The sequence below is a fragment of the Roseateles oligotrophus genome (assembly GCF_025717515.1).
Taxonomy (GTDB): domain Bacteria; phylum Pseudomonadota; class Gammaproteobacteria; order Burkholderiales; family Burkholderiaceae_C; genus Paucibacter_A; species Paucibacter_A oligotrophus.
In genome coordinates, this window is sequence record NZ_JAJIRN010000003.1 from 372964 (window position 1) to 393992 (window position 21029).

Below are 21029 nucleotides of genomic sequence, written 5' to 3' on the forward strand. Positions count from 1 at the left end.
CGGTTGCCTTCGTTACCTGCGGAGAGGTCGAACCTGGTTTGACTCGGTGCGAATTTGGCCGGTGGCCGGGGTTCGAAAAGTAGCACGCAATTCGGTGCGCGCCATCGTTGCGGCAATGGCCCGGGGCAAGCCCATCCTGTCAGGCTTCACAGAGTACAAACCCGAACATCGCGAGCCATTCACTTCGAGCTTGCTCGCATCGTTGATACTTGTCGCTTGTGAATGAATCCGCGCTTGGTGGCGATGAGGACACAAGAGATGGCTTTTTGCACCCGCTTGCTATCGTTGTTGTTGCTGCTTGCTGGCCTACTTTTGCTCGCGCCGCCCGCCGTGGCCCAGGCGCTGAACAGTCTTCGCTTCTCCCAGTTGGGTCTGGATGACGGCTTGCCGAGCCCCTATGTACTGAGTAGCTTGCAAGACAGACATGGCCTGATTTGGCTAGGCACGACCGGTGGCTTGGCTCGTTATGACGGCCGTCATGTCAGAAACTTCCTCCATGACCCTCTGCAAGCGGCAACGCTGAGCCATTCGATGGTTCAGGCCTTGCTGGAAGATGGTCAGCGCGCCGTGCTCTGGGTCGGCAGTCGTGGTGGTCTGGACCGGCTTGACCTGTTGACCGAGCGCGTCACGCGGCTGCGCCTGCCCGCTGAACTGAGTCACCGTGAGCGCCGGGTGCAGGCCTTGGCGCCGGCCGACGCCGGCCGTTTATGGGTGGCTTTCAACGGAGGCCTCTATCTGTTTGACCCCGACCGTGAGCTATTTACGCCTTGGCACTCGGCGGAGGCACAGGCGAGTGAGCAGCCGGGTGGACAGCCGAGTTCCGGCGGGTCGCGCAGCATCGTTGGCACGATGATTTCCGACGGCTTGGGGGGCGTCTGGGTGGCTCGGCGCGACAAGGTTGCTCACATTGGCGCCGGCGCCGACGGCTTCACCGAGGGTCGCAGCTTCAGTACCACCGCCGGGGCTGGGGGCGAGGGGCTGAGCCCCGTTGATCAGGCGGTGCACCGATTGGCGCTGGATGCCGATGGCCGCTTGTGGGTCGGCATGGTGGGCGGCGTGCAGACTTGGCGTGTTGATGAGCCCAAGGGCGTGCGCCCCGATCCTCTTGGCGCCTCGCTGCGATTCCCGCGGCAACCGGTGCATGCTCTGCTGCTGGATCGCGACAAGTCGATGTGGATAGGCCTCGGCGAACTTGCCGTTTTGCACCGTTGGCGCGCAGGCGCAAGCACGCTCGAAACGTTCAAGCATCAACCCGGCGTCAGCAATGCCTTGTCCAGCAATACCTTGGCCTCCTTGATGCAGGATCGCTCGGGCGGACTGTGGGTGGGGACGACCGATAACGGGGCCGATGTAGTGGACCTGAGCGGCCAGGGCTTCAGCAACTACCTGAGCGTTCCGGGTGACGCGCAAAGCCTGTCTTCGCCCTTGGTGCTGGCGACGCTGCTGGACGGGCCCGAGCAAGCTTGGGTGGGTACTTATGGCGGCGGACTCAACCAACTGCATTTGCCCAGCGGCAAGGTGCGGCAAATCGCGCTGAAGGACATGCCGATCAGCCATGTCAAGGCCTTGGCTTGGGCCTCGAATGGGCAGGTCTGGGTCGGCGGTGATCGCGGCTTGGTCTTGTTTGACCCAAGCCTGCAGCGCAGTCAACGCGTCGCGCTCGAGAATGTCGGTGGACCCAGCGCGTCGATCAGCGCCTTGCTGAATGAGGGGGATGGCGTCTGGGCCAGCTCGGCATCGGGCCTGTACCGCGTCGAGGCCGATTTGAAAGTGCGCCACTACCAGGCCGACCCGAAGCAGCCCGGTGCGCTGGCCAACCCCATCATCGACAGCTTGTTGCGCGACCGCGAGGGGCGGTTCTGGGTCGGCGGCAGAGGTGGCCTGCAATATCGAGATGCAGGCAGTGACAAGTTTTCTGCGGTCATACAGGTGATCGGTGCCCCGCCGACACAGGCCAAGCCGACGGTGCACAGCATGCGCCAAGACGCTAGCGGGCGCATCTGGATGGCCACCGATCAAGGTCTGTTTGAGCTGCTGGCCACGGCTGGCAGCACCTGGGGGCTGAAGCCTTGGCGAGACCTGCCGGGCTTGCCGGCCGGCGGCTTCTATTCCATCCAAGATGCCTTGAACGGCGAAATCTGGCTGGGCAGTGAGCAAGGGCTCACGCGTGTTCGGCCCGAGCGGCGGGAAGCGCGTTTTTTTGGTGGCCGCGGTTTGTTTGACCGCGGCTTCAACTTTGCCGCAGCCACACGCGGTCCCGACGGCAGCTTGTATTTTGGCGGTCCCGGCCTGGTTCGATTTGTGCCCGAGCGCCTACGGGACAATCCCGCAGCGCCCAAGGTCGTGCTGAGCGATTTACTGATTCTCAATCGCTCATTGCTGAACGAGGCCGACATGGCTGCGGCCGCCAGCGGCGCAGGCAGTTCGGCGGCTGTCAGTTTGGCTGCCCTGGGCATCACGGGCCCTTTGCATCTGGCCAAGGCCATCACGTTGAGTCCGCGCGAAACCATGGTTAGTTTTGAGCTGGCTGCCCTGCATTTTGACCGGGTCAAATTGAATCGTTATGCCTGGATGCTGGAGGGCTTTGATCGCGACTGGATCTTCGGCCAAGCCTCCTTGGGCCTGGCGACCTATACGAATCTGGATGCGGGCCACTACCGTCTTCGTGTCAAGGCGGCCAACCCCGACGGTGTCTGGAGTGAACCGGCGACGCTGCTCGAGGTGGAGGTCTTGCCGCCGTTTTGGCGCACTTGGTGGTGGCGCACGGGGATGGCCCTAATGGCTGTGTTGGCCTTGTTCGGTGCATACCGGCTGCGCACGCGGGCCCTGCAGCAAGCCAAGCAATTGCTGGAGCAAGAGGTGGTGACGCGCACAAGGCAGCTGGCCGAGGAGAAGCAAGTTGCCTTGGGGCAACGCGAGGTGGCCGAAAAGGCCAGGCGCGATATCGGCTTGCTGAGCGAGATGGGGCGTCAGATCACGACCTCCTTGGACATTGGCGCGATCCAGCAGACGCTCTACAAGCATGTGCAGGACTTGGTCGATGCCTCGGTGTTTGGCGTCGGCCTGCTCGACAGGCGTGAGCGCGTGTTGAATTTCGAATTCGTCATGCAGCGCGGCCAGGCGTTCAAGCCTTATCGCCGTAGCCTCGACGCGGGGGAGCAGCCCGCAGTGCAATGCGCGCTGGAGGCCAAGGAGTTGTGTATCAAGGTCTTCAGCCAAGATAACCGTGAACTCAGTGGAACTCACGGCGGGCCGGGGCGGGTGCAGCTGCAAAATGGGGCCGAGCCGCAGGCCGCTCGTTCCGGGATCTATGTGCCGATGCTGTTGAAAGGTGAGGTGATCGGCGTCATTAGTCTGCTCAGCGAGCGGCCGGATGCTTTCGGCGCGGCCGAACTGGACATCTTGCGCACGCTGGGTGCCTATGCGGCGGTGGCGATTGACAATGCGGAGGCTTACCGCCAATTGCAACTGACTCAGGCCAAGTTGGTCGAGCAAGAAAAGCTCGCGGCGCTGGGTTCGCTGGTGGCGGGCGTCGCGCATGAGTTGAATACGCCGATCGGCAATAGCTTGCTTGCGGCCAGCACCATGCGCGATATCAGCACCGAGTTCTTGCAGCGTATGGAGACGGGCGGCCTGCGGCGCTCCGAGTTGGAACAGTTTTGTCAGAACAATGCGGCCTCGGCCGATTTGGTCGTGCGTAGCCTGGGGCGGGCCGCAACCTTGGTGAGTGGATTCAAACAGTTGGCAGTGGACCAGACCTCGGAGCAGCGTCGCTGCTTTGATTTGCGCAGCTTGTGCGACGAAGTGGCGCTGACCTTGGGGAACCGGCTGGGGCAGGGTGAGCATGAGCTGCGGCTGGAGCTTGCCGATGGCATTCAAATGGACAGTTACCCCGGCCCCCTGGGCCAGGTCTTGAACAATCTGATCATCAATGCGCTGCTGCATGGCTTGGATGGGCGCCGCAATGGGCTGCTGCGGCTGGCAGCGCAGGCTCAGGCCGATAGTCAAGTCAAGATCGTGTTCAGCGACAACGGGTGCGGCATCAGCGCCGGCAATTTGGGCCATGTTTTCGAGCCTTTTTTCACCACCAAGTTGGGGCAGGGCGGTAGCGGGCTGGGGCTGCACATCAGCTACAACATCGTCAGCGGCGTGCTCGGCGGCACGATCTCGGTCAGCAGCGAGCCGGGCGAGGGCGCCTGCTTTACCCTCGTCATCCCCTGCAAGGCGGCCTGAGGCTGGCGCGATCCGCCTGGTTCGTGCGGTCGCCGAGATCGACTAAGCTGTAGCCTTTTTCACGCAAGATACAGCCCATGCAAGCGACCGTGCCCGGATTCCTTCTCGCCGCCATTTGCGGCTATTTTTTGACGGCTTGCGCGTCGGCGCCGACCGCGCCTTCGGTCGCCCCGCCACCCAAGCTGCTGGTCTTCATGGTGGTGGACGGACTGCCGATGCGCCAGGTACTGGCCTACCGCGATCAGCTGCAAGCCGATGGTTTCAAGCGTTTTCTGGATCAGGGTGCCTGGTTTGCCAATGCCCATTACGGCCATGGCCACACGGTCACCGCGGCCGGCCACGCGACCATGTTGACGGGCGCCTACCCGCAGCGCACCTCCATCATCAGCAATGAGTGGCGCGACGCCAAGACCGGCGAGCCTGTCTACAACACCGGCGATACCGCTTATCACTACATCGGCCACAAGACCGACCCCTTGGCCGGCACCAGCCCGCGCAATCTGCGCGCCGAGACGGTCGGTGATGTGTTGCGCGAGCAAGATAGCGAATCCAAGGTGATCTCCATCTCGGGCAAGGACAGGGGCGCCATTCTGCCGGGCGGCCACAAAGGCACGGCCTATATGTATATGAGTGAAAGCGGCGAGTTTGCCTCCAGCACTTACTACATGGCCAGCCATCCGCAATGGGTCAGCAGCTTCAATGCGGCCAAGCCGGCCGATGCCTTCTTCGGCAAGGCTTGGTCGCCGCTATTGCTTGAGGTCGAGTACGCGCGTTCGGTGCCCGATGGCCAGCCCTGGCAGTTCAATGGGGCCAACGGCAACAAGCTGCCGGCCATTTTGGGCGACAAACACGACAAGCCGGGCCCGCTGTTCTACGCCAATATTCTGCCCTCACCGTTTGGTGATCAGCTGACTCTGGCCTTCGCGCGCGCCGCCATCGAGGGCGAGCAATTGGGCGCCGATGCCAAGACGGACATCTTGTCGGTCAGCCTGTCCAGCCACGATTACATCAACCATGCTTTCGGCCCAGAGTCGCGGCTTTCGCATGACCATATGCTGCAGCTGGATCTGCACTTGCAGGACTTCTTCAAATACCTGGACAACAAGGTAGGCGCGGGCAATTATGTGGCGGTCTTGACGGCCGATCACGGTTTCGCCGATACGCCCGAATGGGCCAAATCGCAGGGCCGCGATGCCGGCCGCATCAACCCGACGCAGGTGATGACGGAGTTGAATGCGGGCCTGGCGAAGAAGTTCGGCGCCGGGCGCTGGGCCACCCATTTTTCGGCCGCCGGCATCTTGTTTGACGAAAAACTGATGGCCGCTCAAGGCATCAAGCCCGCCGATATGTATCAAGAAGCCAAGCGCCTGTTGTTGCCAATGACAGGCATCGCCGACGTATTCACCTTGGCGCAATTGCAGAGTTCGGATACCGCCACGCCGTATCTGGAAGCGATGCGCAAGGCCTGGCATCCGGAAGTCGCGGCACCGTTGCAGGTCGTCGTCAAGCCGGGGTGGTTGTTTGGCTCGCGGCCGACCGGCAGCTCGCATGGCACGCCCTATGCCTATGACACCCATGTGCCGATTCTGGCCTGGGGGCCGCAGTGGGTCGGACGGGGCGAGGTGGCGCAAAAGGTCGAGGTGGTCGATATTGCCCCGAGTCTGGCAAAAATCTTGAAGCTGCGTGCACCAAGCAAATCGCAGGGTCAGGTTTTGCCTTGGCCTCAGCCCTTGTCAAAATAGTGTCGGCTCATTCCTGGCTGATCATGGGATAGCGGGCGGCGATGGCGGCAACAGTGCCGTCGCGCCGCATCGCGTCCCAGGCTTGCTGCAGGCGCTGACGCGTGGCCTCATCGGTCGGCAGGCTCAGGGCGATAGACGGCCTTGATTCCGAAAACTTCAATACCGGCTCGATCAGGCCGGGGTCGAAACCGTATTGCTTCAGCAAGGCTGGAGCTAGAGCGGCGTTCAAGGCCATTAGATCGGTTCGGCCGGCGAAAAAGCGCCGCAAGAGACTGGCATGGTCGGCGCTGCGGTCCAAGTGTTGAGTTGCATCCAGGCCCAGCGCGACCAGCTCCCGTTCCGATACATCATCCTTGACGACCCCGATGCGATAGGCGGTCGCCGCATTGATGCTTTCCAGTTTGATCTCGGGGCGGGTTTTGAGTCTGAACAGCGTGCCCCGGCGGGTAGCGATTTGACCCAGCCAAGAATAGAGTGACTCGCGCTCCGGCAACCGAACAATCGCAGGCACCAATACATGGCCCTCGTTGCGGCTGCGCAGTATCACCCGCGCCCAGGAGTTGAATTCAAAGGTGGCCGGCAGTTTGGCGCGAGCGAGCAAGTCTTGCGCCAGTTCGAAAGCGTAGCCGACCGGGCGACCATCTACGTCGGTATAGCTATAGGGCGGCAGCTCCTCCATCAAGACCTTGATCACCGGCCCCCGCGGTGGCTCGATCGGCGTGGCTTGGCTTGTTTGGCTGGAGGCGACAGAGCCACCCAAAAGCGCAGCGGCCGTGACCAGCGTTACGCGCAAGCAGTTGCGGCGCATCGGGCGTCCCAGCTCGTTGGGAACAGAATCGGCAAAGATTGATCTGAATGGCATAGAGACCGCAATATGGCACAGCTTTTGGTCATAGACCGTAGGCAGAATCCCAGTATGACTGCACGAGCTCAATCCATCGGCGAAGAAATCGCCAACGCCATCAGCCATGGGCTTGGTTTTTTGCTGGCTGTGGCTTCGCTGCCCGTTCTGACCTATTCGGCTGCGCAGCAGGGCTCGATGCGCAATGTGGCTGCGGCCGCCGTGTTCTCGGTCACGATGATGCTTTTGTATCTGGTCTCGACCCTGTATCACGCGCTGCCAGAGGGCCGCGCCAAGCTATGGTTGAACCGCTTTGATCACGCAGCCATCTATCTTTTCATAGCCGGCAGCTACACGCCCTTTGCCCTGGGCGTCCTGCATGGCGGCTGGGGTTGGGCCTTGTTTGGCCTGGTCTGGACCAGTGCTTTGGTCGGCATGACCGCCAAGCTCTTCGATCGCTTGCGTCATCCCTTGTGGTCGACCGGTTTGTACGTTGCCATGGGTTGGCTGGTCATCTTTGCACTGGGTCCCTTGATGGAGCGCATGGCCTCGGCAGGCCTTGCATGGCTGGTGGCCGGTGGTGTGGCCTACACCTTGGGGGCGGTGGTTTTTATGCTGGACCATCGGGTGCGCTACGCGCACTTTGTCTGGCATTTGTTCGTGCTGGCCGGCAGTAGCTGCCATTTTGTGGCCGCACTTTGGTATGCCGTCTGAAAGGCCTATTGCTCTGCGTCGGCAATGAGCACCTGGTCACGACCCGCTGCTTTGGCTTGGTAGAGTGCCGCGTCCGCGCGCTTGAGCAGGGCCTCGGCTTTTTCGCCCCAGATGGCTTGGGCCAAACCGGCGGAGCAGGAGTAGCCGCGCGCGGGCTCATTGGCCAAGGGGCGCGACAGCCGCACTCTGGCCAGCAAGCGTTCAACAATCGCTTGCGCCTGAGGCAGGCCGGCGGCCGGCAAAATCAGTAGGAACTCCTCGCCGCCGATGCGTGCGCAGCCATCCTCGCGGCGGCTGCCGGCCTGCAACAGTCGGGCAAAGTCGCAGATCACCAGGTCGCCGGCGCCGTGACCGAGGCTGTCATTGATTTGCTTGAAAAAGTCGAGGTCGAGTGCGGCGATACAGATCGGCCAGTGCTCGCTTTGCGACAGGCTTGTGCGCAGCAGCTGCATGCCATGGCGGCGATTGCTGAGGCCGGTCAGCGGGTCGGTCTGGGCGGCGGCTAGCGCCTTGACATGGGCTTGGCGCAAGGCGCGGCCGCTCTGGCGCAAGTCGCTGATGTCGCTGGCGACACACAACATGGACCCTTGCAGTTGGGTCGTTTCTGTCATCCAGATCCAGCGGCCGTCGCAGAGGTCGGCCTCGAAGGCTCGGTAAGGTGTCTTGCCGCGCCGCGAGGTCACCGCCGCCAGCCAAGCATCGATATCGTCGGTCTCGATGGCCGCCCCGCGCCCGTGAGCATGGTTGTCGCGCATCATGTCCGCCCAAGTCAGCCGTCCGTCGGGTGCGATGACATAGGCTTGGCGGAAGGCTTTGTTGGCGTAGGTCAACACGTCTTGGGCATCGAAGAGCGCGACCATCAGCGGACTCTGTTCGTGCGCTAGCAGAAAGATGTCGGCCAGTCCCGCTGGCAAGGGCAAGTCTGCATCTGTCATTGACGATTACTCCCGCTGAGGCGAGTATTTTGCTGTAATTTTTTGTCTCGCTGCCGAGTGATTCTCTCGTTACGATGCGCACTGAATTTTCTGTCAATGGCAGCAAGAGGAGTCAACAATGAAATGGGAAGACCAGCGCCAAAGCGATAACGTCGAAGATCAACGTGACGGGGGCGGCGAAGGAGGTCGTGGCGGCATTGCCGGTGGACGTGGGCTGAGCCTGGGCGGCATTGTGATTGCCTTGCTGGCTTCTTGGGCCTTTGGTATCAACCCGATGACGGTGCTAGGTCTGATGGGTGGCGGCAGCGCACCCGCCCCAGCACCTTCGGCCCAGTCACATTCAGGCGCCAAACCGCAGGATGCGGGCGCGCGTTTTGTCAGCACCGTGCTGGCCGATACCGAAGATGTCTGGGGCGGCTACTTTGCTGCCCAACAGCAAAAATACCCGCCGCCGGCCTTGGTGCTGTTCCGCGGCCGCAGCAACACCGGCTGCGGATTGGGCGAGGCGGCGATGGGGCCGTTTTACTGCCCGGCTGATCGCAAGGTCTATATCGATCTGGCTTTTTATGACACCTTGCGCGACCGGCTTGGTGCGCCGGGCGACTTTGCGCAGGCCTATGTGATCGCCCATGAGGTTGGTCATCATCTGCAAAATCTGCAGGGCACGACGGCCAAGATGGACGGCGCCCGGCAGCGCGTGTCGGAGCGAGAGTACAACGCGCTGAGTGTGCGCTTGGAGTTGCAAGCGGATTGTTATGCCGGGGTCTGGGCCTTCCATTCCCAGCAAAGCAAGGGCTGGCTGGAAAAGGGTGACATCGAAGAAGGCCTGAACGCGGCCGCGCAAATCGGTGACGATACCTTGCAGCGCAGGTCGCAAGGCATGGTGGTGCCGGAGAGTTTCACGCATGGCAGCAGCGAGCAGCGCACTCGCTGGTTCAAACGCGGCCTGGAGTCCGGGGAATTGAAGGCTTGCGATACCTTCAAGAGCGGCTCGGTTTGACGGATATTGGCTAGTCGCTCTTGGCCTGGACAACATAGGGGTGGCGAGCCGCGACGGCCGCCACCGTGCCGTCCTTGCGCATGCTGTCCCAAGCGGCTTGTAGCTTCAGGCTGATCTCCTGGCTGCCTTCGCCCTTGCTGAGGCCCATGTACAGGCTCACTTCAGAAAGCTTGGCTTGGGGCTCGATCTGTTTGAAGTCATAGCCCAGTTGTTCCATCACGGCGGCGGCGACGGTGCTGTTGGCGGCGAATAGTTCGTCGCGTTGAATGAAGAGCTTGCGCAGCATCGCAGCATGATCGGGGCTGCGGTCGAGTTGCTTGCCGAACTCGAAACCCTGGGCCAGCAGGGCGCGCTCCGCCGCGTCCTCGCGCACGACCGCAATCTTGTAGACCTTGGCGGCCTCTAAGGTGGGGGCTTGGATTTCGGGGCGAGATTTCAGTCGGTACAGATAGACCCGGCGTGCCGCCGTTGGACCAATCCAGTGGAAATGGTGCTCCCTTTCGGGCAAGCGAGCCATGCTGACGACCAAGGTATGGGGGTGGCTGACGGCGCGTTGATATATTCGCGCCCAGGAGTTGAATTCCGTTTGATGGCTGAAACCGCTGCGCTTGAGCATTTCCTCCATCAATTCAACCGCATAGCCGGCCGGTTTGCCATTGGCGTCGGGGTAGGAGAAGGGCGGGACGGGTTCGAGCAGGACGGAGAGGGGGGCGGGTCCGGCTTGTTGGGCAGTCGACGCAGAAGGGATGAGCCCCAGCCAAACCGAGCCCAAAGCCAATACCCTCAGCAACACATCTCGCTTCAACATCATGCCCTGCGCTTTCGTGGCCGCTGCGGCCTAGATGTCGATTAAACCGTAAATCCTGAGCTGGGTGGTCCCGGTTCGGGAATTGGCGCGCGGGCACTCTGGCTGTGCTCTAGAGGCGGAGTCCATGCGTGAGGCTTGCTACTGCGCAAACAAGGCCTTGTGGGCGAGATGGTAGGCAAGCAGTGGCAGCGGCATGCGCAACCAATGGCTGCGCACAAACACCATCCAGTGCGCTAAGCGGGTGCTTGGTCCGAATGCCGACGCATGGGCGGGACGCAGGGCATGCTCGAAAATCCATGCGCGCATAAAGCGCGGCCACGGACTTCGGACCTGCGCTTGCAACACAGCAATCACATCGTCCGGGATCTGGGTTTCATACAGACGGCGGCATTGCTGGAGTGCATCCAGCAGCGGCAACCCCAGACGAAGATGTTGGGCGCGGGCGACCAAGCCGGGCCAAAATTCAGCTCGTGCCGAGAAGTCGCTCAGAAGTCGGTGCAGGTCGTAAAGATCGCGCAGGCCTTTGTGAAACTCTCCGAAGAACAGGTGGCAGGCAGAGTGGATCACCATGTCGGTCGGCGCCAGCACGCGGAAAAACGACCACTCGCCCGGCAATTGCAGTGCGGAGTCGAAGAGATCTTGAGGATTGGGGCGGATGCCCGAGGTGGGCGGCAGAATCGTGAAATGGACATCCAGCACGGTGGCACGGTTCTTGTGCTCCATCGGCGGGATTTCATGCATCCATTCGCGGTAATAGCGCTCGTCGTAGGCATTGGTGTTCGATGGATGCCAGCCAGCCCATGTCAGGTGCTGCTCGACTCCCGGCAAGGCCAGCTTGGGCACGAGAATGTCGATGTCGTTGAAGATCCGGCCTATCGAGGCCGGGTTGGCCAGCACGCAATAGGCCGCACCCTTCAGCAGCAATACCGGCACATCAAGTAGATGCAAGGCCTCTTGCAGCTCGCGCAACTCGCTTTGCACAGCGCTGGCATGGCGGGCAGCGATTTCCGCGGCTAGATTCAGGTGGCGTTGCGCTTCCGCTGGAGCGAGCCGCAGAACGTCGGCGGCATCGAGGGCTAGATGCAGTTGCGCCATCAACTCGGCCGCGCGGCTCTGCCAAACCAGCCTTTCCCAGTCTCGCGTGCCATAGCGCCGAGCTCGCTCTGGCTGGCGCAGCGTAGCAGTTAACAAATAGGGTTGCGCTGCGATGGGGCTCATGCTGCACTCTGCCACAGGCGTTCAATCTCCGGGATGACTTGATCGAAGGAGGAATATTGAATGCGCTGCGATCGCACTCGATCGATCAAGCGCCCCAAAGCGTCGAAACCCTCGCCGGCCAGCACCGAAAAATTGAAGGTGTGGCGAGTTAATTCGATGAAGGCGTGGGCCTGACCTTCGGGCTGACTCAGCAGCGGTGCGCCTGCGCTGTACTTCGGGAATACCAACATGGCCGGCATGGCAGTCTGGCGCAGCGCCCCCACACTGGCGGTGGGCGGCCGCATATGTGCGACAGAGCCTTTGGCGGTGTCGTGGCAGGCTTCACTGACCACCACTTCGGGCCCGAACGCGCGAACGATCCCGATCGAGGCGTTCTTCAGGCTGATCGGGCGGGCAATCGGTCTCACTAAGCCATCGGTCAGCGAAACTAACGCCAACTCGTCGGACAGCAAGCGCCAGCCCCGGTGGACTAGAGCGGCGCACAGAGTGCTTTTGCCCGAGCCGGGGTCGGCGGCCAAGATCAGGGCGCGCCCATCGCGTTCCACCACAGCGGCATGGATCACCAAGCAGTCATGCGCGTGTGAGGAGATGACCCAGTTCAGCCCCCATTCCAGCATGGCGAAGGCCTGCTCCATCGGCAAGGGTTTGAAAGGAATACGCCCGTCGCATTTCAATACCACTTGGGGCCGAAATTGTCGGCGCAACCAAGAGGGCGCATTCAGCTCAACCTCAAAATCGACATAGCTTTTCGGACCCAGCAAAGGAAAGTCGCCATAAAGTTGCAGCAAGCCACTCGCCAGCGTAGGTATATCGGAGCGGAGCTTGACACTGAATGTGCCGCAAGGAATCAGCAGGCCGTCAAGCGACAGACATGCCTGCAACTCGGCCTGCGAAAGTTGATTTAACCTCAAGAGATCGATTCGAGAACTTTGAGCTGGATCAGCTCTTCGATGAAGTTGCGCGACACCAAAATCAGGCCAGCATTGACCTCAGCGCCGTCCGGAGTCAGTTCGATGCGACCGGGTTCGTCTACAGCGACCACCTTGAACGGAGCCTTTAGCAGTGGCTCAAACGGTACTGGTAGCAAATGGGTTTCACAGCTTTCGCCAACATGAACAACCATAGCGTCGGCGTAAGCGCGCCATTTGACGCTTCGACCAAGGCGGAGGTTAAGCTCAGGCACAAGTTCTTGTGGACTTATATGCCACCGTGATCCTTGCCATTGCACCAAGTATTGCTGCTCGAGTAGACGTCGACATGGGTAACGAATGTAGTGAGAGTCCCTCCAGTGCATGCGGCCCGGAAGGCTGCAATGGCGGCCAGGCCATCTGCGTAACCCGCTGGGAAACGCAGGCCGTAAAACTCGGCATTCAGCAGCGCTGCCACTGCATGCATCGCAGTACTGTCACTAGCATTGAAGTTGTTGAAATAGCCCTTCCCTGGCCCGGCTTTCTGTTGCGGGAAGACTTGCTCCAAGGTAATGTTGGCTGTGTTTTTAAAGAATGTCACGCCAAACACGGTGTTGAACTTGGCAGTCCGAGGGTACTTGGTATATAGCTTTGGTGTTTTATTCCACAAAGCTGTGCCATTTAGGTTTGCCGGGCCCCAGAAACCGGGGCTGCAGCCACAAGGGTTGGCTGTCGCAGCGCGTGACAAATTACCCGAGGCCAGCTCAGATCCGGTGCAGGAACCCCAACCCGCCACCGCCGAGCGGCTCGGCAGAGACAGCAAGACCGCCGTACCGGTGACGCTGGCCGTGCCCAAACGGCGCCGACCCTGATCAACCTTGTCGTCCGCAGAGGCTTGTTGGTCGTCACTACCTTTGTCGTTCGTCTGCTCGTTCATGGTGTTAAAGCCTCGGTCGATTCAAAATTGGGATCTTGCGGTGCCAGCATCGCCCTTAAGCAGCGCGTACACAGCATGCATAGTTGTGTAGCGAGGCGGCGGAAAATGCTCTACCTTAAAATATTCAGACAGCATTTTGTGCTAAAAAAGCAAGCGCCTAAATGTTCTGTGTAGCGCAAATGATCACAAGTACACAAAACTCAGGCCAATCTCGCAAAAAATAGCGACTGTTCGCAGTTTCACGGTTCTTGCGGTCCCATTGGACACCATGCCGCCTTCTGGCGATACGGCGAAGCCCCCCTTATATCAGGGGGTAGGGCGCTTCCTTTTCTTCCAAATTCTAGGGGGAGTCCCGGGGCGGTCTACTCTCAGGGGCAAGCCAAAGGCGCTTGGGCAGGCCTTTGGCTTGCCTTATGCTTCGCCCATGACTCGACCCAAACCCTTCTCCATGATCCGCGAGTTCCATCTCGCCGACTGGTTTACCTTGGCGAACTCCTTTGCCGGCATGGGCGCGCTGTTCTCGGTCATGACGTTCTTGCAGACCGGCGACGTCAAGCATATTTACTACGCCTGCGCCTTGATTCCTTTGGCCTTTGTGTTTGATGTGTTGGACGGCAGCGTGGCGCGCTGGCGCCAGCAGTCATCGACGATGGGGCGCGAATTGGACTCGCTCGCCGACGTGATCTCCTTCGGCGTGGCCCCGGCCGCGATTGCATACGCCTGCGGCATGCAGGGCTTGTTTGATCGTATCGTGCTGGTCTTTTTCGTTGCTTGCGGGGTTTCCCGCTTGGCCCGTTTTAACGTCACGGCAGAGGCGCTCAGCGAAGGCGGTGACAAGGTCAAATACTTCGAGGGCACGCCCATCCCCACGTCCTTGGTCCTGGTCATCGTGATGTGGATCGCGGCCGCGCAAGGTGCGCTGGGTGACCAGATGTGGTTCGGCAAGCTGGATATCGCCGGCTTCTACTTGCACCCCCTGGTGCTGCTGTATGCGCTGTCGGGCTCGCTGATGGTGAGCCGAATCCGCGTCCCGAAGCTCTGAGCCGCTGACGCTGGCTTGACTTATGGCCCAGTCGGAATTTCGGACCTGTTGATGGGTTGGCGGTTTAGACTTTTTTTGCGGCGCCTAAGCGCGGCGATGCGGCCAATGCGCGAGCGTGGCTGGGGCCTTTTTGCCGTGCTTTTATTGCACGTACCGACGGCAACGCTATTGAGGGTGTGGCGGGTATTCGCGCAGCGACTCGACGGTGGGCGCGTGCAACAAGCGTTCAATTTGCGGCGCTTTGTCCGGTTCCAGGGCAGTCTCCCAAACAGCGCCTTGCCGCGGTTCTATGTCATCGTGATGCCGTTCACCTTGCATTTTCTATTGCCTTGCTTGGCATTGCTGAAAGGGCGGGCAGATTTGGTGTTGCTTAGCAACGGCGCACGGCAATGGGAGCGCGATTTGCTGATAAAACGCTTTCCAGATTTGCCGATGTTTGTGTTGCGGACAGTCCCCTGGGCCAGCATCGAGCACGGCCATGTGATCAATCTGCTGCTGGAAAATCACCGCGGCAACTTCGGCATCATCGACCATGACTGCTATGTGTTTGACGGTGCCATATTTGATCAATTGAAACCAGCAGCGGATGAATGCTTGCTCAGTCTTTTTGGCGAAGAGAGCCGCAGCGTTGAGTTCACGTTTCCGCTGACTTTTCTGCTCTTCTTTAACGCGGAGCCGCTGAGGCTTTTAATGCGGCGGTTTGGTATCGGCGCGCAGCTCTATCGGGAGATACCTCCCTCGGCTCGAAGCGCCATGGCTCAGATCGGCCTCGGCGAGCGGACTTTTTGGAAGTCGTATCACAACTTCCGTGACACCCTGCATGTGTTGTTGGGAGTGGCACTTGCGCAGGGACAGCAGATCAAGTTTCTCTCCTCGCAAGAGGATTTGCCTGCCATGCATGTTGGCGGCACAAGCATCGGAAGTCACCATGCCAAGAGCTTGCCGGCTCTGTATATCCACCTGCGCTTTCTTGAATTGCTGAATGATCCCGTGCTGAATCGGCGTTATGCGCATCTGACGGCGCCCTTGCGCGCATCGGCAGACGCGTTGGCACATTGTGACAGGCAAGATCCGGCGTGGAATGCACTACCTGTCGTCGATACGTTGATGCTTCGCTTGCGGGAGAGGCTGTCCGCGCGCGAGCAATGATGCTGATCGAGCAAGGGGCAGAGCTCTGAAAAAAGAAAAGTCCGGACACCGATCACGGTATCCGGACTCATCTGGCTGGCTGGCCTGGTTCAGTTTAGGCTGGCTGGCTTGGGGCCCTCGTCGGCGTCCCCCTCCTGTATTTGTGGCCAATTATGGGAATTTGGTTTTTCTGTGGTCTTGGTGTTTGCCCTGATGCGTGCGGTAAGCGCACTATTCATGGCGACTATCAGACCAGTGCCTGATCCAGCGCCTCCACCCAATGCTGGACCGGTGTCGCGGTGCCGCTTTGCAGGTGCTGAATACAGCCAATATTGCCCGAGACGATGGCCTGCGCATGCAGCGGCGCCAGGGCCTGCAGCTTCTGGTCGCGCAACTGCTTGGACAACTCGGGCTGCAACACCGAGTAGGTGCCGGCCGAACCGCAGCAGAGATGGCTGTCGCAACTGGCCAGCTGCACATCAAAACCCAGTTCACGCAGCCCCGCCTCGACGCCGCCACGCAACTGCTGGCCATGTTGCAAGGTGCAGGGTGGGTGATAGGCCAGTTTTTGCTGTGCGCCGTTCAGTAATGGCTTCAGCAGAGGCAGCAGATCGGGCAGCAATTCACTCAGATCGCGGGTGATCGCGCTGATCTTGGCGGCTTTGGTGGCGTAGTCTGGGTCGGCGCGCAAGGCGTGGCCGTAGTCCTTGACCATAAGGCCACAGCCGGACGCATTCATGACCAGCGCTTCGATCTTGCCGGCCTCGGTCAGGCCTTCAACCAGCGGCCACCAGGCGTCGATATTGCGGCGCATGTCGGCCAAGCCGCCGGCATGATCATTCAAATGGCTGCGGATCGCGCCGCAGCATCCGGCGCCCTCGGCCACCAGGGTTTGAATGCCTGCAGCGTCCAGCACACGAGCCGTCGCGCTATTGATATTGGGCGCCATGCTGGGCTGCACACAGCCGATCAGCAGCCCAACCTTGCGGTCATGGCTGCGAGTCGGCCAGTCAAGCGCGCGTGCGCTTGTCGCCGTCGGGACCTTGTCCTTCAGGCTGTCGGGCAGCAGCGGACGCAGCCATTGGCCCAGCTTCATCGCGGGTTTGAAGGCGGGGGAGGTCAGGCCTTCTTTCAGCAGCCAGCGCACGGCTCGTTCCTGCCTCGGCCGCTCCACCTTGGCCTCGACGATGCCACGGCCGATCTCCAGCAAAGCCCCATATTGCACACCCGAAGGGCAGGTGGACTCGCAGTTACGGCATGTCAGGCAGCGATCCAGATGCAGCTGGGTGCTGCGCGTCGGCTCGACGCCTTCCAGAACTTGCTTGATCAAGTAAATGCGGCCGCGCGGTCCGTCCAGCTCGTCGCCCAGCAATTGGTAGGTCGGGCAGGTGGCGGTGCAGAAGCCGCAATGCACGCAGCGGCTCAGAATGGCTTCGGCCTCGGCGCCAACCGCGCTGCCTTGGAATTCGGGGGCAAGTTGGATTTGCATCAGCGCAGGCGGTACTTGAGGGTCCAGAAATAGTCGAGCTCTTGCCATTCGATGTCTTGCGCGTCTGCGTCCAGCAGCGTGTGCATTTGCCCAAACCTGGGGAAGTTCTTCAGTACCTCATGCTGGCTGCCGTCGTTCAGGCTGCGCATCTGGTAGCCATTGCCCTGCGCGTCGACGCGCGAGATCGGCGTGCTGTCGCCGGCCACAAAACGGTTGTCCATCAAGATGACCGTCGCGCCCGGTGCCAATTGCGCATGCAGCTGAGCTAACCAAGCAGCTTGGCGGTGCAGCGGTATATGCGAAAACCACAGGCCGGCGAAGGCGGCATCAAACGGCGATTTCGCACCCACGGGCACGAGATCCAGGGCGTAGGCATCGGCCAAGCGAAAACTCAGCTTTGAGAAATCAAGCGATTTGCTCTTGGCGACTTCCAGCACCTCGGCATTGATATCGGTGCATTGCCAGCTCAAGGCATCGGCGGAGGCAGCCGGCAGCCAAAAACCGGTGCCGGTCGCCACCTCCAGCACATGGCGGCCGCTGAACTGCTCGCCCAGCCATTGTTTGAGCGTGGCGATATTGGGCTGGCGGTGCGGGCGCGCAAAGACTTGTTCGTATTCGAGCGCGCGTTGCGCGTAGTAACGAGGCATTTGCTCGGTCATCGAAACATCGGCGCTGGGTTCAAAGTTCGTCATAAAGCCGGCCTGGATTGAAGATGCCTTGCGGGTCGAATGATTTTTTCAACTCGCGGTGAATGCGCGCCAACGGCGCCGATAGCGGTGTGAATACGCCGCCGCTTTTGTCGGCGGCGCGAAACAAGGTGGCGTGACCGCCGGCCTTGGCCGCTGCCTCGCGCACCAAAGCGCCGGACATGGGTGTGGCGACCCAGCGTTGCGCGCCGCCCCACTCCAATAGCTGCTCGCCATGCAAGCTCAAGGCCGGCGCGGTCTGAGGCAATGCCAAGCGCCAAAGCTTGGCGCCGCCTTCGACGGCGCGCGCCGCGCCGGCAAAATACTCATCGCTGTGGTCACGCAAACCTGCCCAGAACGGCGCGGCCAACTCGGGCTCAATCAGCTCGCCCCCGATGGCCTGAAAGGCAGCGCGGACGGCCGCCTGCGCGCCGGCCAGTCGCAGCAGCAGGGCGCCATCCCACCAAGCGCTGGCATTGATCGGCAGCGGCTGGCCGCCCCATCGGTTCAGTTGATTCAATGCCTGCTCTTGGTTCAGCTCCAAACGCAGCGTTGCCTGTGCCTTGGGGAAGGGCAGCACCTTCAAAGAGACCTCCAGCAGCACGCCCAGAATGCCCATCGAACCCGCCATCAATCGCGAGACGTCATAGCCGGCAACATTCTTGATCACCGTGCCGCCAAAGCTCATCGCCTCGGCATTGCCGTTCAGCATCGTCACGCCCAGAACATGCTCGCGCAATGCCCCCATGCTGACCCGCGCCGGCCCGCTCAAACCGCAGGCCACCATGCCGCCGACGCTGCCGCGCCCGCCAAATCGAGGTGGCTCAAAGGCCAGGTGCTGACCCCGCTCGGCCAACACCTGCTCCAGTTCGGCAATCGGCGTGCCGACCTTGACCGTCACCACCAGTTCACTCGGCTCATAGTTGCTGATGCCGCTATAGCCCGACATGTCCAGGGGCTCGCCTTTGGCTTGCTGGCCGTAAAAGGCCTTGCTGCCTTGGCCGCGAATCTCCAGCTTGCCGCCGCGCCCGGCCGCCTCTTTGATTTGTTCCTGCAGTTGTTCGATTTGATGCGGCATCGCTCAGAACCTCGGCAGCTCGGGATGGGCCAAGAGCCCGCGGCTGACATGCATGCGGCCATATTCGGCACAGCGGTGCAGCGTCGGGATCACCTTGCCGGGGTTGAGCAAACCTTGCGGGTCAAAGGCCAGCTTGACGGCATGCATCTGCGCCAGTTCAGCAGCCGAAAATTGCACGCACATCGAATTCAGCTTCTCGATGCCGACGCCATGTTCGCCCGTCACCGTGCCACCGAGGGCAACGCTGGTTTCCAAAATGTCGGCGCCAAACTCCTCGCAGCGACGCATTTGATCCGGGTCTTTGGCGTCAAACATGATCAGTGGATGCAGATTGCCGTCCCCGGCGTGGAAGACATTGGCGCAGCGCAGCTGGTACTTCTTCTCCATCTGTTGAATAGCCAGCAGGATGTCGGCCAGGTTCTTGCGCGGAATGGTCGAATCCATGCACATGTAATCGGGGCTGATGCGGCCCGAGGCCGGGAATGCGTTTTTGCGGCCGCTCCAGAACTTCAGCCTCTGCGCCTCGTCCACACTGACTTCGCAATGGGTCGCGCCGCTGGCCATCAAGACCGCCTGCATCTGTTCGATTTCTTCGGCCACTTCTTCGACCGTGCCGTCGCTTTCACACAGCAAAATAGCCGCCGCGCTCAGGTCATAGCCGGCATGGACGAAGTCTTCGACGGCGGCCGTCATCGCCTTGTCCATCATCTCGAGGCCGGCCGGGATGATGCCGGCGGCGATGATGTTGGCCACGCCCAAGCCGGCCTTGCGAACGTCATCGAAGCTGGCCATCACGCAGCGCGCCAAGCCGGGCTTGGGGATCAGTTTGACCGTGACCTCGGTGATGACGGCCAACATACCTTCGCTGCCGACGATCAGGCTTAGCAGGTCCAGCCCGGCGGCATCCAGGGCCTCGGAGCCGAATTCGACCACCTCGCCAGCCATTGTGAAGCCGCGCACACGTAAGACGTTATGCAAGGTGAGGCCGTACTTGAGGCAATGTACGCCGCCGGAGTTCTCGGCCACATTGCCGCCTATGGTGCAGGCGATCTGGCTGCTCGGGTCGGGGGCGTAATACAGGCGGTGGACCGCTGCAGCCTCGGAGATGGCAAGGTTGCGCACGCCGCATTGAACGGTCGCGGTGCGGGCAATCGGGTTGATTTGAATGATTTGTTTGAACTTGGCCAAACCCAGCGTCAGGCCCTGCGCATGCGGCATCGCGCCGCCCGACAAGCCGGTGCCGGCACCGCGCGCCACCACCGGCACTTGCAGGCCGTGACAGATGCGCAGCACGGCCGCGACCTGCGCCTCGGTTTCCGGCAACGCCACCGCCAAGGGGCGTTGGCGGTAGGCGGTCAGGCCGTCGCATTCATAGGGCGTGGTGTCTTCGGCATGCCAAAGCAGCGCATGGCTCGGCAACTCCTGCGCCAATGCCTGCACGAGTTTGGCCTGCGCGTGTGCACGCTGCGCGGGGTCGATCTTGCTCAAGTCCGCCGGCCCCTTAGACCTTGCGCTTGCGCGCGGGAGCGGCCTTGGGCGCAGCATTGGTGGCTTTGGCCGGCGCCAAGCTTTTGGCCACTTGCCCCGCCACGGCGCCCGGCACGGCACCGGCCTTGCGTAGGGTATCCCCGGCGACATCGAGTGACTGCTTGACGATATTGCCGGCCAGATTCTTGGCGCCATCGGTGACGCTGTCCTTCATGGCGCTGGCTGCCAGCTGGGTGAATTGCTGGCTCAGTGCACCCCACCATTGCAAGGGGTCAACGGCGGCCGGCGCTGCGGGCTTCGCGGCAGTCTCGCTCGCAGTAGCGGCGGGCGTTGATGCTGGCGCGGCCGGAGGCGTTGGCGCGACCTTGGTAGCGGGTGCTTTCGCTTCGGGCGTCAAGCCAGGCCAAGCGGCGGCGAGCGGATTTACCAAGGTGGACGCGACAGGCGCTTGTAGCGCCTCGCTCAATTGTTCCAAGGGCACATTCATCGACTTCAGCGTCGCCAGCGTCATCTTCTGCACCTCCAGCGCCTGGATGGTCACGCCCAACATGCGGGCGTTTTGTTCCAGCCAGAATTGCACGGTACGCAATTCATCGATGCGCTTGGCCAACTCCTCCGGGTTCAGGGTCGGTGCCACCCATTGGCCGACGCCGGGCAGAGCCGCGCCGGCACCTTTCACCAGGCCTTGTAAAAAATCAAAACCGGGTACGAATTTGCTGAAACTGTTGTCGGTCATAAATTTCCTTCGGGCGAAGTTGGCATGGGGTGGAGATGAACGAATG

General features: G+C 61.2%; 18 protein-coding genes. 6 read left to right on the forward strand and 12 right to left on the reverse strand.

What is annotated here, in order from left to right; translation table 11 throughout:
• The first annotated feature begins 258 nt into the window (after positions 1 to 258).
• Together LNV07_RS07800 and LNV07_RS07805 are read left to right on the forward strand one after the other, a co-directional pair.
• Positions 259 to 4233 carry an ATP-binding protein gene (locus LNV07_RS07800; protein WP_263570619.1) on the forward strand — a complete coding sequence of 1325 codons (3975 nt, stop codon included), beginning with the start codon at positions 259 to 261 and terminating at the stop codon, positions 4231 to 4233.
• A 77-nt stretch (positions 4234 to 4310) separates the two neighbouring features.
• A complete protein-coding gene (locus LNV07_RS07805; protein ID WP_263570620.1) occupies positions 4311 to 5975 on the forward strand; it encodes an alkaline phosphatase family protein in 1665 nt (554 codons plus the stop codon).
• A 7-nt stretch (positions 5976 to 5982) separates the two neighbouring features.
• Here the strand turns inward: LNV07_RS07805 and LNV07_RS07810 are convergent, their stop codons facing one another.
• Entirely contained in the window at positions 5983 to 6783 is an 801-nt protein-coding gene (locus LNV07_RS07810) for a substrate-binding periplasmic protein (RefSeq protein WP_263570621.1), read from the reverse strand.
• A gap of 108 nt (positions 6784 to 6891) precedes the next feature.
• Here LNV07_RS07810 and trhA point away from each other — a divergent pair, with 108 nt between their 5' ends.
• Positions 6892 to 7530, forward strand: coding sequence for a PAQR family membrane homeostasis protein TrhA (gene trhA, locus LNV07_RS07815; protein ID WP_263570622.1), 639 nt, complete (start codon positions 6892 to 6894; stop codon positions 7528 to 7530).
• Between the two features lie 5 nt (positions 7531 to 7535).
• Here the strand turns inward: trhA and LNV07_RS07820 are convergent, their stop codons facing one another.
• Positions 7536 to 8465 carry a sensor domain-containing diguanylate cyclase gene (locus tag LNV07_RS07820; protein WP_263570623.1) on the reverse strand — a complete coding sequence of 310 codons (930 nt, stop codon included), beginning with the start codon at positions 8463 to 8465 and terminating at the stop codon, positions 7536 to 7538.
• A 118-nt stretch (positions 8466 to 8583) separates the two neighbouring features.
• Here LNV07_RS07820 and ypfJ point away from each other — a divergent pair, with 118 nt between their 5' ends.
• Complete coding sequence (gene ypfJ / locus LNV07_RS07825; protein WP_263570624.1) at positions 8584 to 9465, forward strand: KPN_02809 family neutral zinc metallopeptidase; 882 nt, start codon at positions 8584 to 8586, stop codon at positions 9463 to 9465.
• A 10-nt stretch (positions 9466 to 9475) separates the two neighbouring features.
• Here ypfJ and LNV07_RS07830 read toward each other — a convergent pair whose 3' ends face one another.
• The 5 genes from LNV07_RS07830 to LNV07_RS07850 all read right to left on the reverse strand — a co-directional run bounded on the left by LNV07_RS07830 (position 9476) and on the right by LNV07_RS07850 (position 13336).
• Positions 9476 to 10276: a transporter substrate-binding domain-containing protein gene (locus LNV07_RS07830; protein WP_263570625.1), complete on the reverse strand. Its 801-nt coding sequence runs from the start codon at positions 10274 to 10276 to the stop codon at positions 9476 to 9478.
• Positions 10277 to 10411: 135 nt separating this feature from the next.
• On the reverse strand, positions 10412 to 11491 hold the full coding sequence (locus LNV07_RS07835; RefSeq protein ID WP_263570626.1) for a nucleotidyltransferase domain-containing protein: 1080 nt from the start codon (positions 11489 to 11491) through the stop codon (positions 10412 to 10414).
• Complete coding sequence (locus LNV07_RS07840) at positions 11488 to 12402, reverse strand: HprK-related kinase A (RefSeq protein ID WP_263570627.1); 915 nt, start codon at positions 12400 to 12402, stop codon at positions 11488 to 11490. The genes LNV07_RS07835 and LNV07_RS07840 overlap by 4 nt, the downstream gene beginning before the upstream one ends.
• A complete protein-coding gene (locus LNV07_RS07845) occupies positions 12399 to 12614 on the reverse strand; it encodes a hypothetical protein (protein ID WP_263570628.1) in 216 nt (71 codons plus the stop codon). The genes LNV07_RS07840 and LNV07_RS07845 overlap by 4 nt, the downstream gene beginning before the upstream one ends.
• Positions 12615 to 12688: 74 nt before the next feature.
• A complete protein-coding gene (locus tag LNV07_RS07850) occupies positions 12689 to 13336 on the reverse strand; it encodes a hypothetical protein (protein ID WP_263570629.1) in 648 nt (215 codons plus the stop codon).
• Between the two features lie 424 nt (positions 13337 to 13760).
• Here LNV07_RS07850 and pssA point away from each other — a divergent pair, with 424 nt between their 5' ends.
• Together pssA and LNV07_RS07860 are read left to right on the forward strand one after the other, a co-directional pair.
• Positions 13761 to 14378 carry a CDP-diacylglycerol--serine O-phosphatidyltransferase gene (gene pssA, locus LNV07_RS07855; RefSeq protein WP_263570630.1) on the forward strand — a complete coding sequence of 206 codons (618 nt, stop codon included), beginning with the start codon at positions 13761 to 13763 and terminating at the stop codon, positions 14376 to 14378.
• A 105-nt stretch (positions 14379 to 14483) separates the two neighbouring features.
• A complete protein-coding gene (locus LNV07_RS07860; protein WP_263570631.1) occupies positions 14484 to 15527 on the forward strand; it encodes a hypothetical protein in 1044 nt (347 codons plus the stop codon).
• Between the two features lie 226 nt (positions 15528 to 15753).
• Here LNV07_RS07860 and glcF read toward each other — a convergent pair whose 3' ends face one another.
• From glcF to LNV07_RS07885, 5 genes are read right to left on the reverse strand one after another with little or no spacing between them, the layout of a single operon-like run.
• Positions 15754 to 16995 carry a glycolate oxidase subunit GlcF gene (glcF, locus tag LNV07_RS07865; RefSeq protein WP_263570632.1) on the reverse strand — a complete coding sequence of 414 codons (1242 nt, stop codon included), beginning with the start codon at positions 16993 to 16995 and terminating at the stop codon, positions 15754 to 15756.
• A complete protein-coding gene (locus tag LNV07_RS07870) occupies positions 16995 to 17687 on the reverse strand; it encodes a class I SAM-dependent methyltransferase (protein WP_263570633.1) in 693 nt (230 codons plus the stop codon). Before LNV07_RS07870 ends, glcF begins: the two co-directional genes overlap by 1 nt.
• Positions 17674 to 18759, reverse strand: a complete 1086-nt coding sequence (gene glcE / locus LNV07_RS07875) for a glycolate oxidase subunit GlcE (RefSeq protein WP_263570634.1) — start codon at positions 18757 to 18759, stop codon at positions 17674 to 17676. Before glcE ends, LNV07_RS07870 begins: the two co-directional genes overlap by 14 nt.
• A 3-nt stretch (positions 18760 to 18762) precedes the next feature.
• A complete protein-coding gene (locus tag LNV07_RS07880) occupies positions 18763 to 20304 on the reverse strand; it encodes an FAD-linked oxidase C-terminal domain-containing protein (protein ID WP_397545534.1) in 1542 nt (513 codons plus the stop codon).
• The gene (locus tag LNV07_RS07885; RefSeq protein ID WP_263570636.1) at positions 20261 to 20983 is read right to left on the reverse strand and encodes a PhaM family polyhydroxyalkanoate granule multifunctional regulatory protein; all 723 of its coding nucleotides are present in this window, start codon (positions 20981 to 20983) and stop codon (positions 20261 to 20263) included. The genes LNV07_RS07880 and LNV07_RS07885 overlap by 44 nt, the downstream gene beginning before the upstream one ends.
• Between the last annotated feature and the right edge of the window lie 46 nt (positions 20984 to 21029).

Excerpts from the sequence above, each read along its gene's own strand:
- LNV07_RS07800 (WP_263570619.1), top strand. The coding sequence starts at position 259 with ATGGCTTTTTGCACCCGCTTGCTATCGTTGTTGTTGCTGCTTGCTGGC.
- LNV07_RS07805 (WP_263570620.1), top strand. The coding sequence starts at position 4,311 with ATGCAAGCGACCGTGCCCGGATTCCTTCTCGCCGCCATTTGCGGCTAT.
- LNV07_RS07810 (WP_263570621.1), bottom strand. The coding sequence starts at position 6,783 with ATGCGCCGCAACTGCTTGCGCGTAACGCTGGTCACGGCCGCTGCGCTT.
- trhA (WP_263570622.1), top strand. The coding sequence starts at position 6,892 with ATGACTGCACGAGCTCAATCCATCGGCGAAGAAATCGCCAACGCCATC.
- LNV07_RS07820 (WP_263570623.1), bottom strand. The coding sequence starts at position 8,465 with ATGACAGATGCAGACTTGCCCTTGCCAGCGGGACTGGCCGACATCTTT.
- ypfJ (WP_263570624.1), top strand. The coding sequence starts at position 8,584 with ATGAAATGGGAAGACCAGCGCCAAAGCGATAACGTCGAAGATCAACGT.
- LNV07_RS07830 (WP_263570625.1), bottom strand. The coding sequence starts at position 10,276 with ATGATGTTGAAGCGAGATGTGTTGCTGAGGGTATTGGCTTTGGGCTCG.
- LNV07_RS07835 (WP_263570626.1), bottom strand. The coding sequence starts at position 11,491 with ATGAGCCCCATCGCAGCGCAACCCTATTTGTTAACTGCTACGCTGCGC.
- LNV07_RS07845 (WP_263570628.1), bottom strand. The coding sequence starts at position 12,614 with ATGGTTGTTCATGTTGGCGAAAGCTGTGAAACCCATTTGCTACCAGTA.
- LNV07_RS07850 (WP_263570629.1), bottom strand. The coding sequence starts at position 13,336 with ATGAACGAGCAGACGAACGACAAAGGTAGTGACGACCAACAAGCCTCT.
- pssA (WP_263570630.1), top strand. The coding sequence starts at position 13,761 with ATGACTCGACCCAAACCCTTCTCCATGATCCGCGAGTTCCATCTCGCC.
- LNV07_RS07860 (WP_263570631.1), top strand. The coding sequence starts at position 14,484 with ATGCGCGAGCGTGGCTGGGGCCTTTTTGCCGTGCTTTTATTGCACGTA.
- glcF (WP_263570632.1), bottom strand. The coding sequence starts at position 16,995 with ATGCAAATCCAACTTGCCCCCGAATTCCAAGGCAGCGCGGTTGGCGCC.
- LNV07_RS07870 (WP_263570633.1), bottom strand. The coding sequence starts at position 17,687 with ATGACGAACTTTGAACCCAGCGCCGATGTTTCGATGACCGAGCAAATG.
- glcE (WP_263570634.1), bottom strand. The coding sequence starts at position 18,759 with ATGCCGCATCAAATCGAACAACTGCAGGAACAAATCAAAGAGGCGGCC.
- LNV07_RS07880 (WP_397545534.1), bottom strand. The coding sequence starts at position 20,304 with ATGCTGCGCCCAAGGCCGCTCCCGCGCGCAAGCGCAAGGTCTAAGGGG.
- LNV07_RS07885 (WP_263570636.1), bottom strand. The coding sequence starts at position 20,983 with ATGACCGACAACAGTTTCAGCAAATTCGTACCCGGTTTTGATTTTTTA.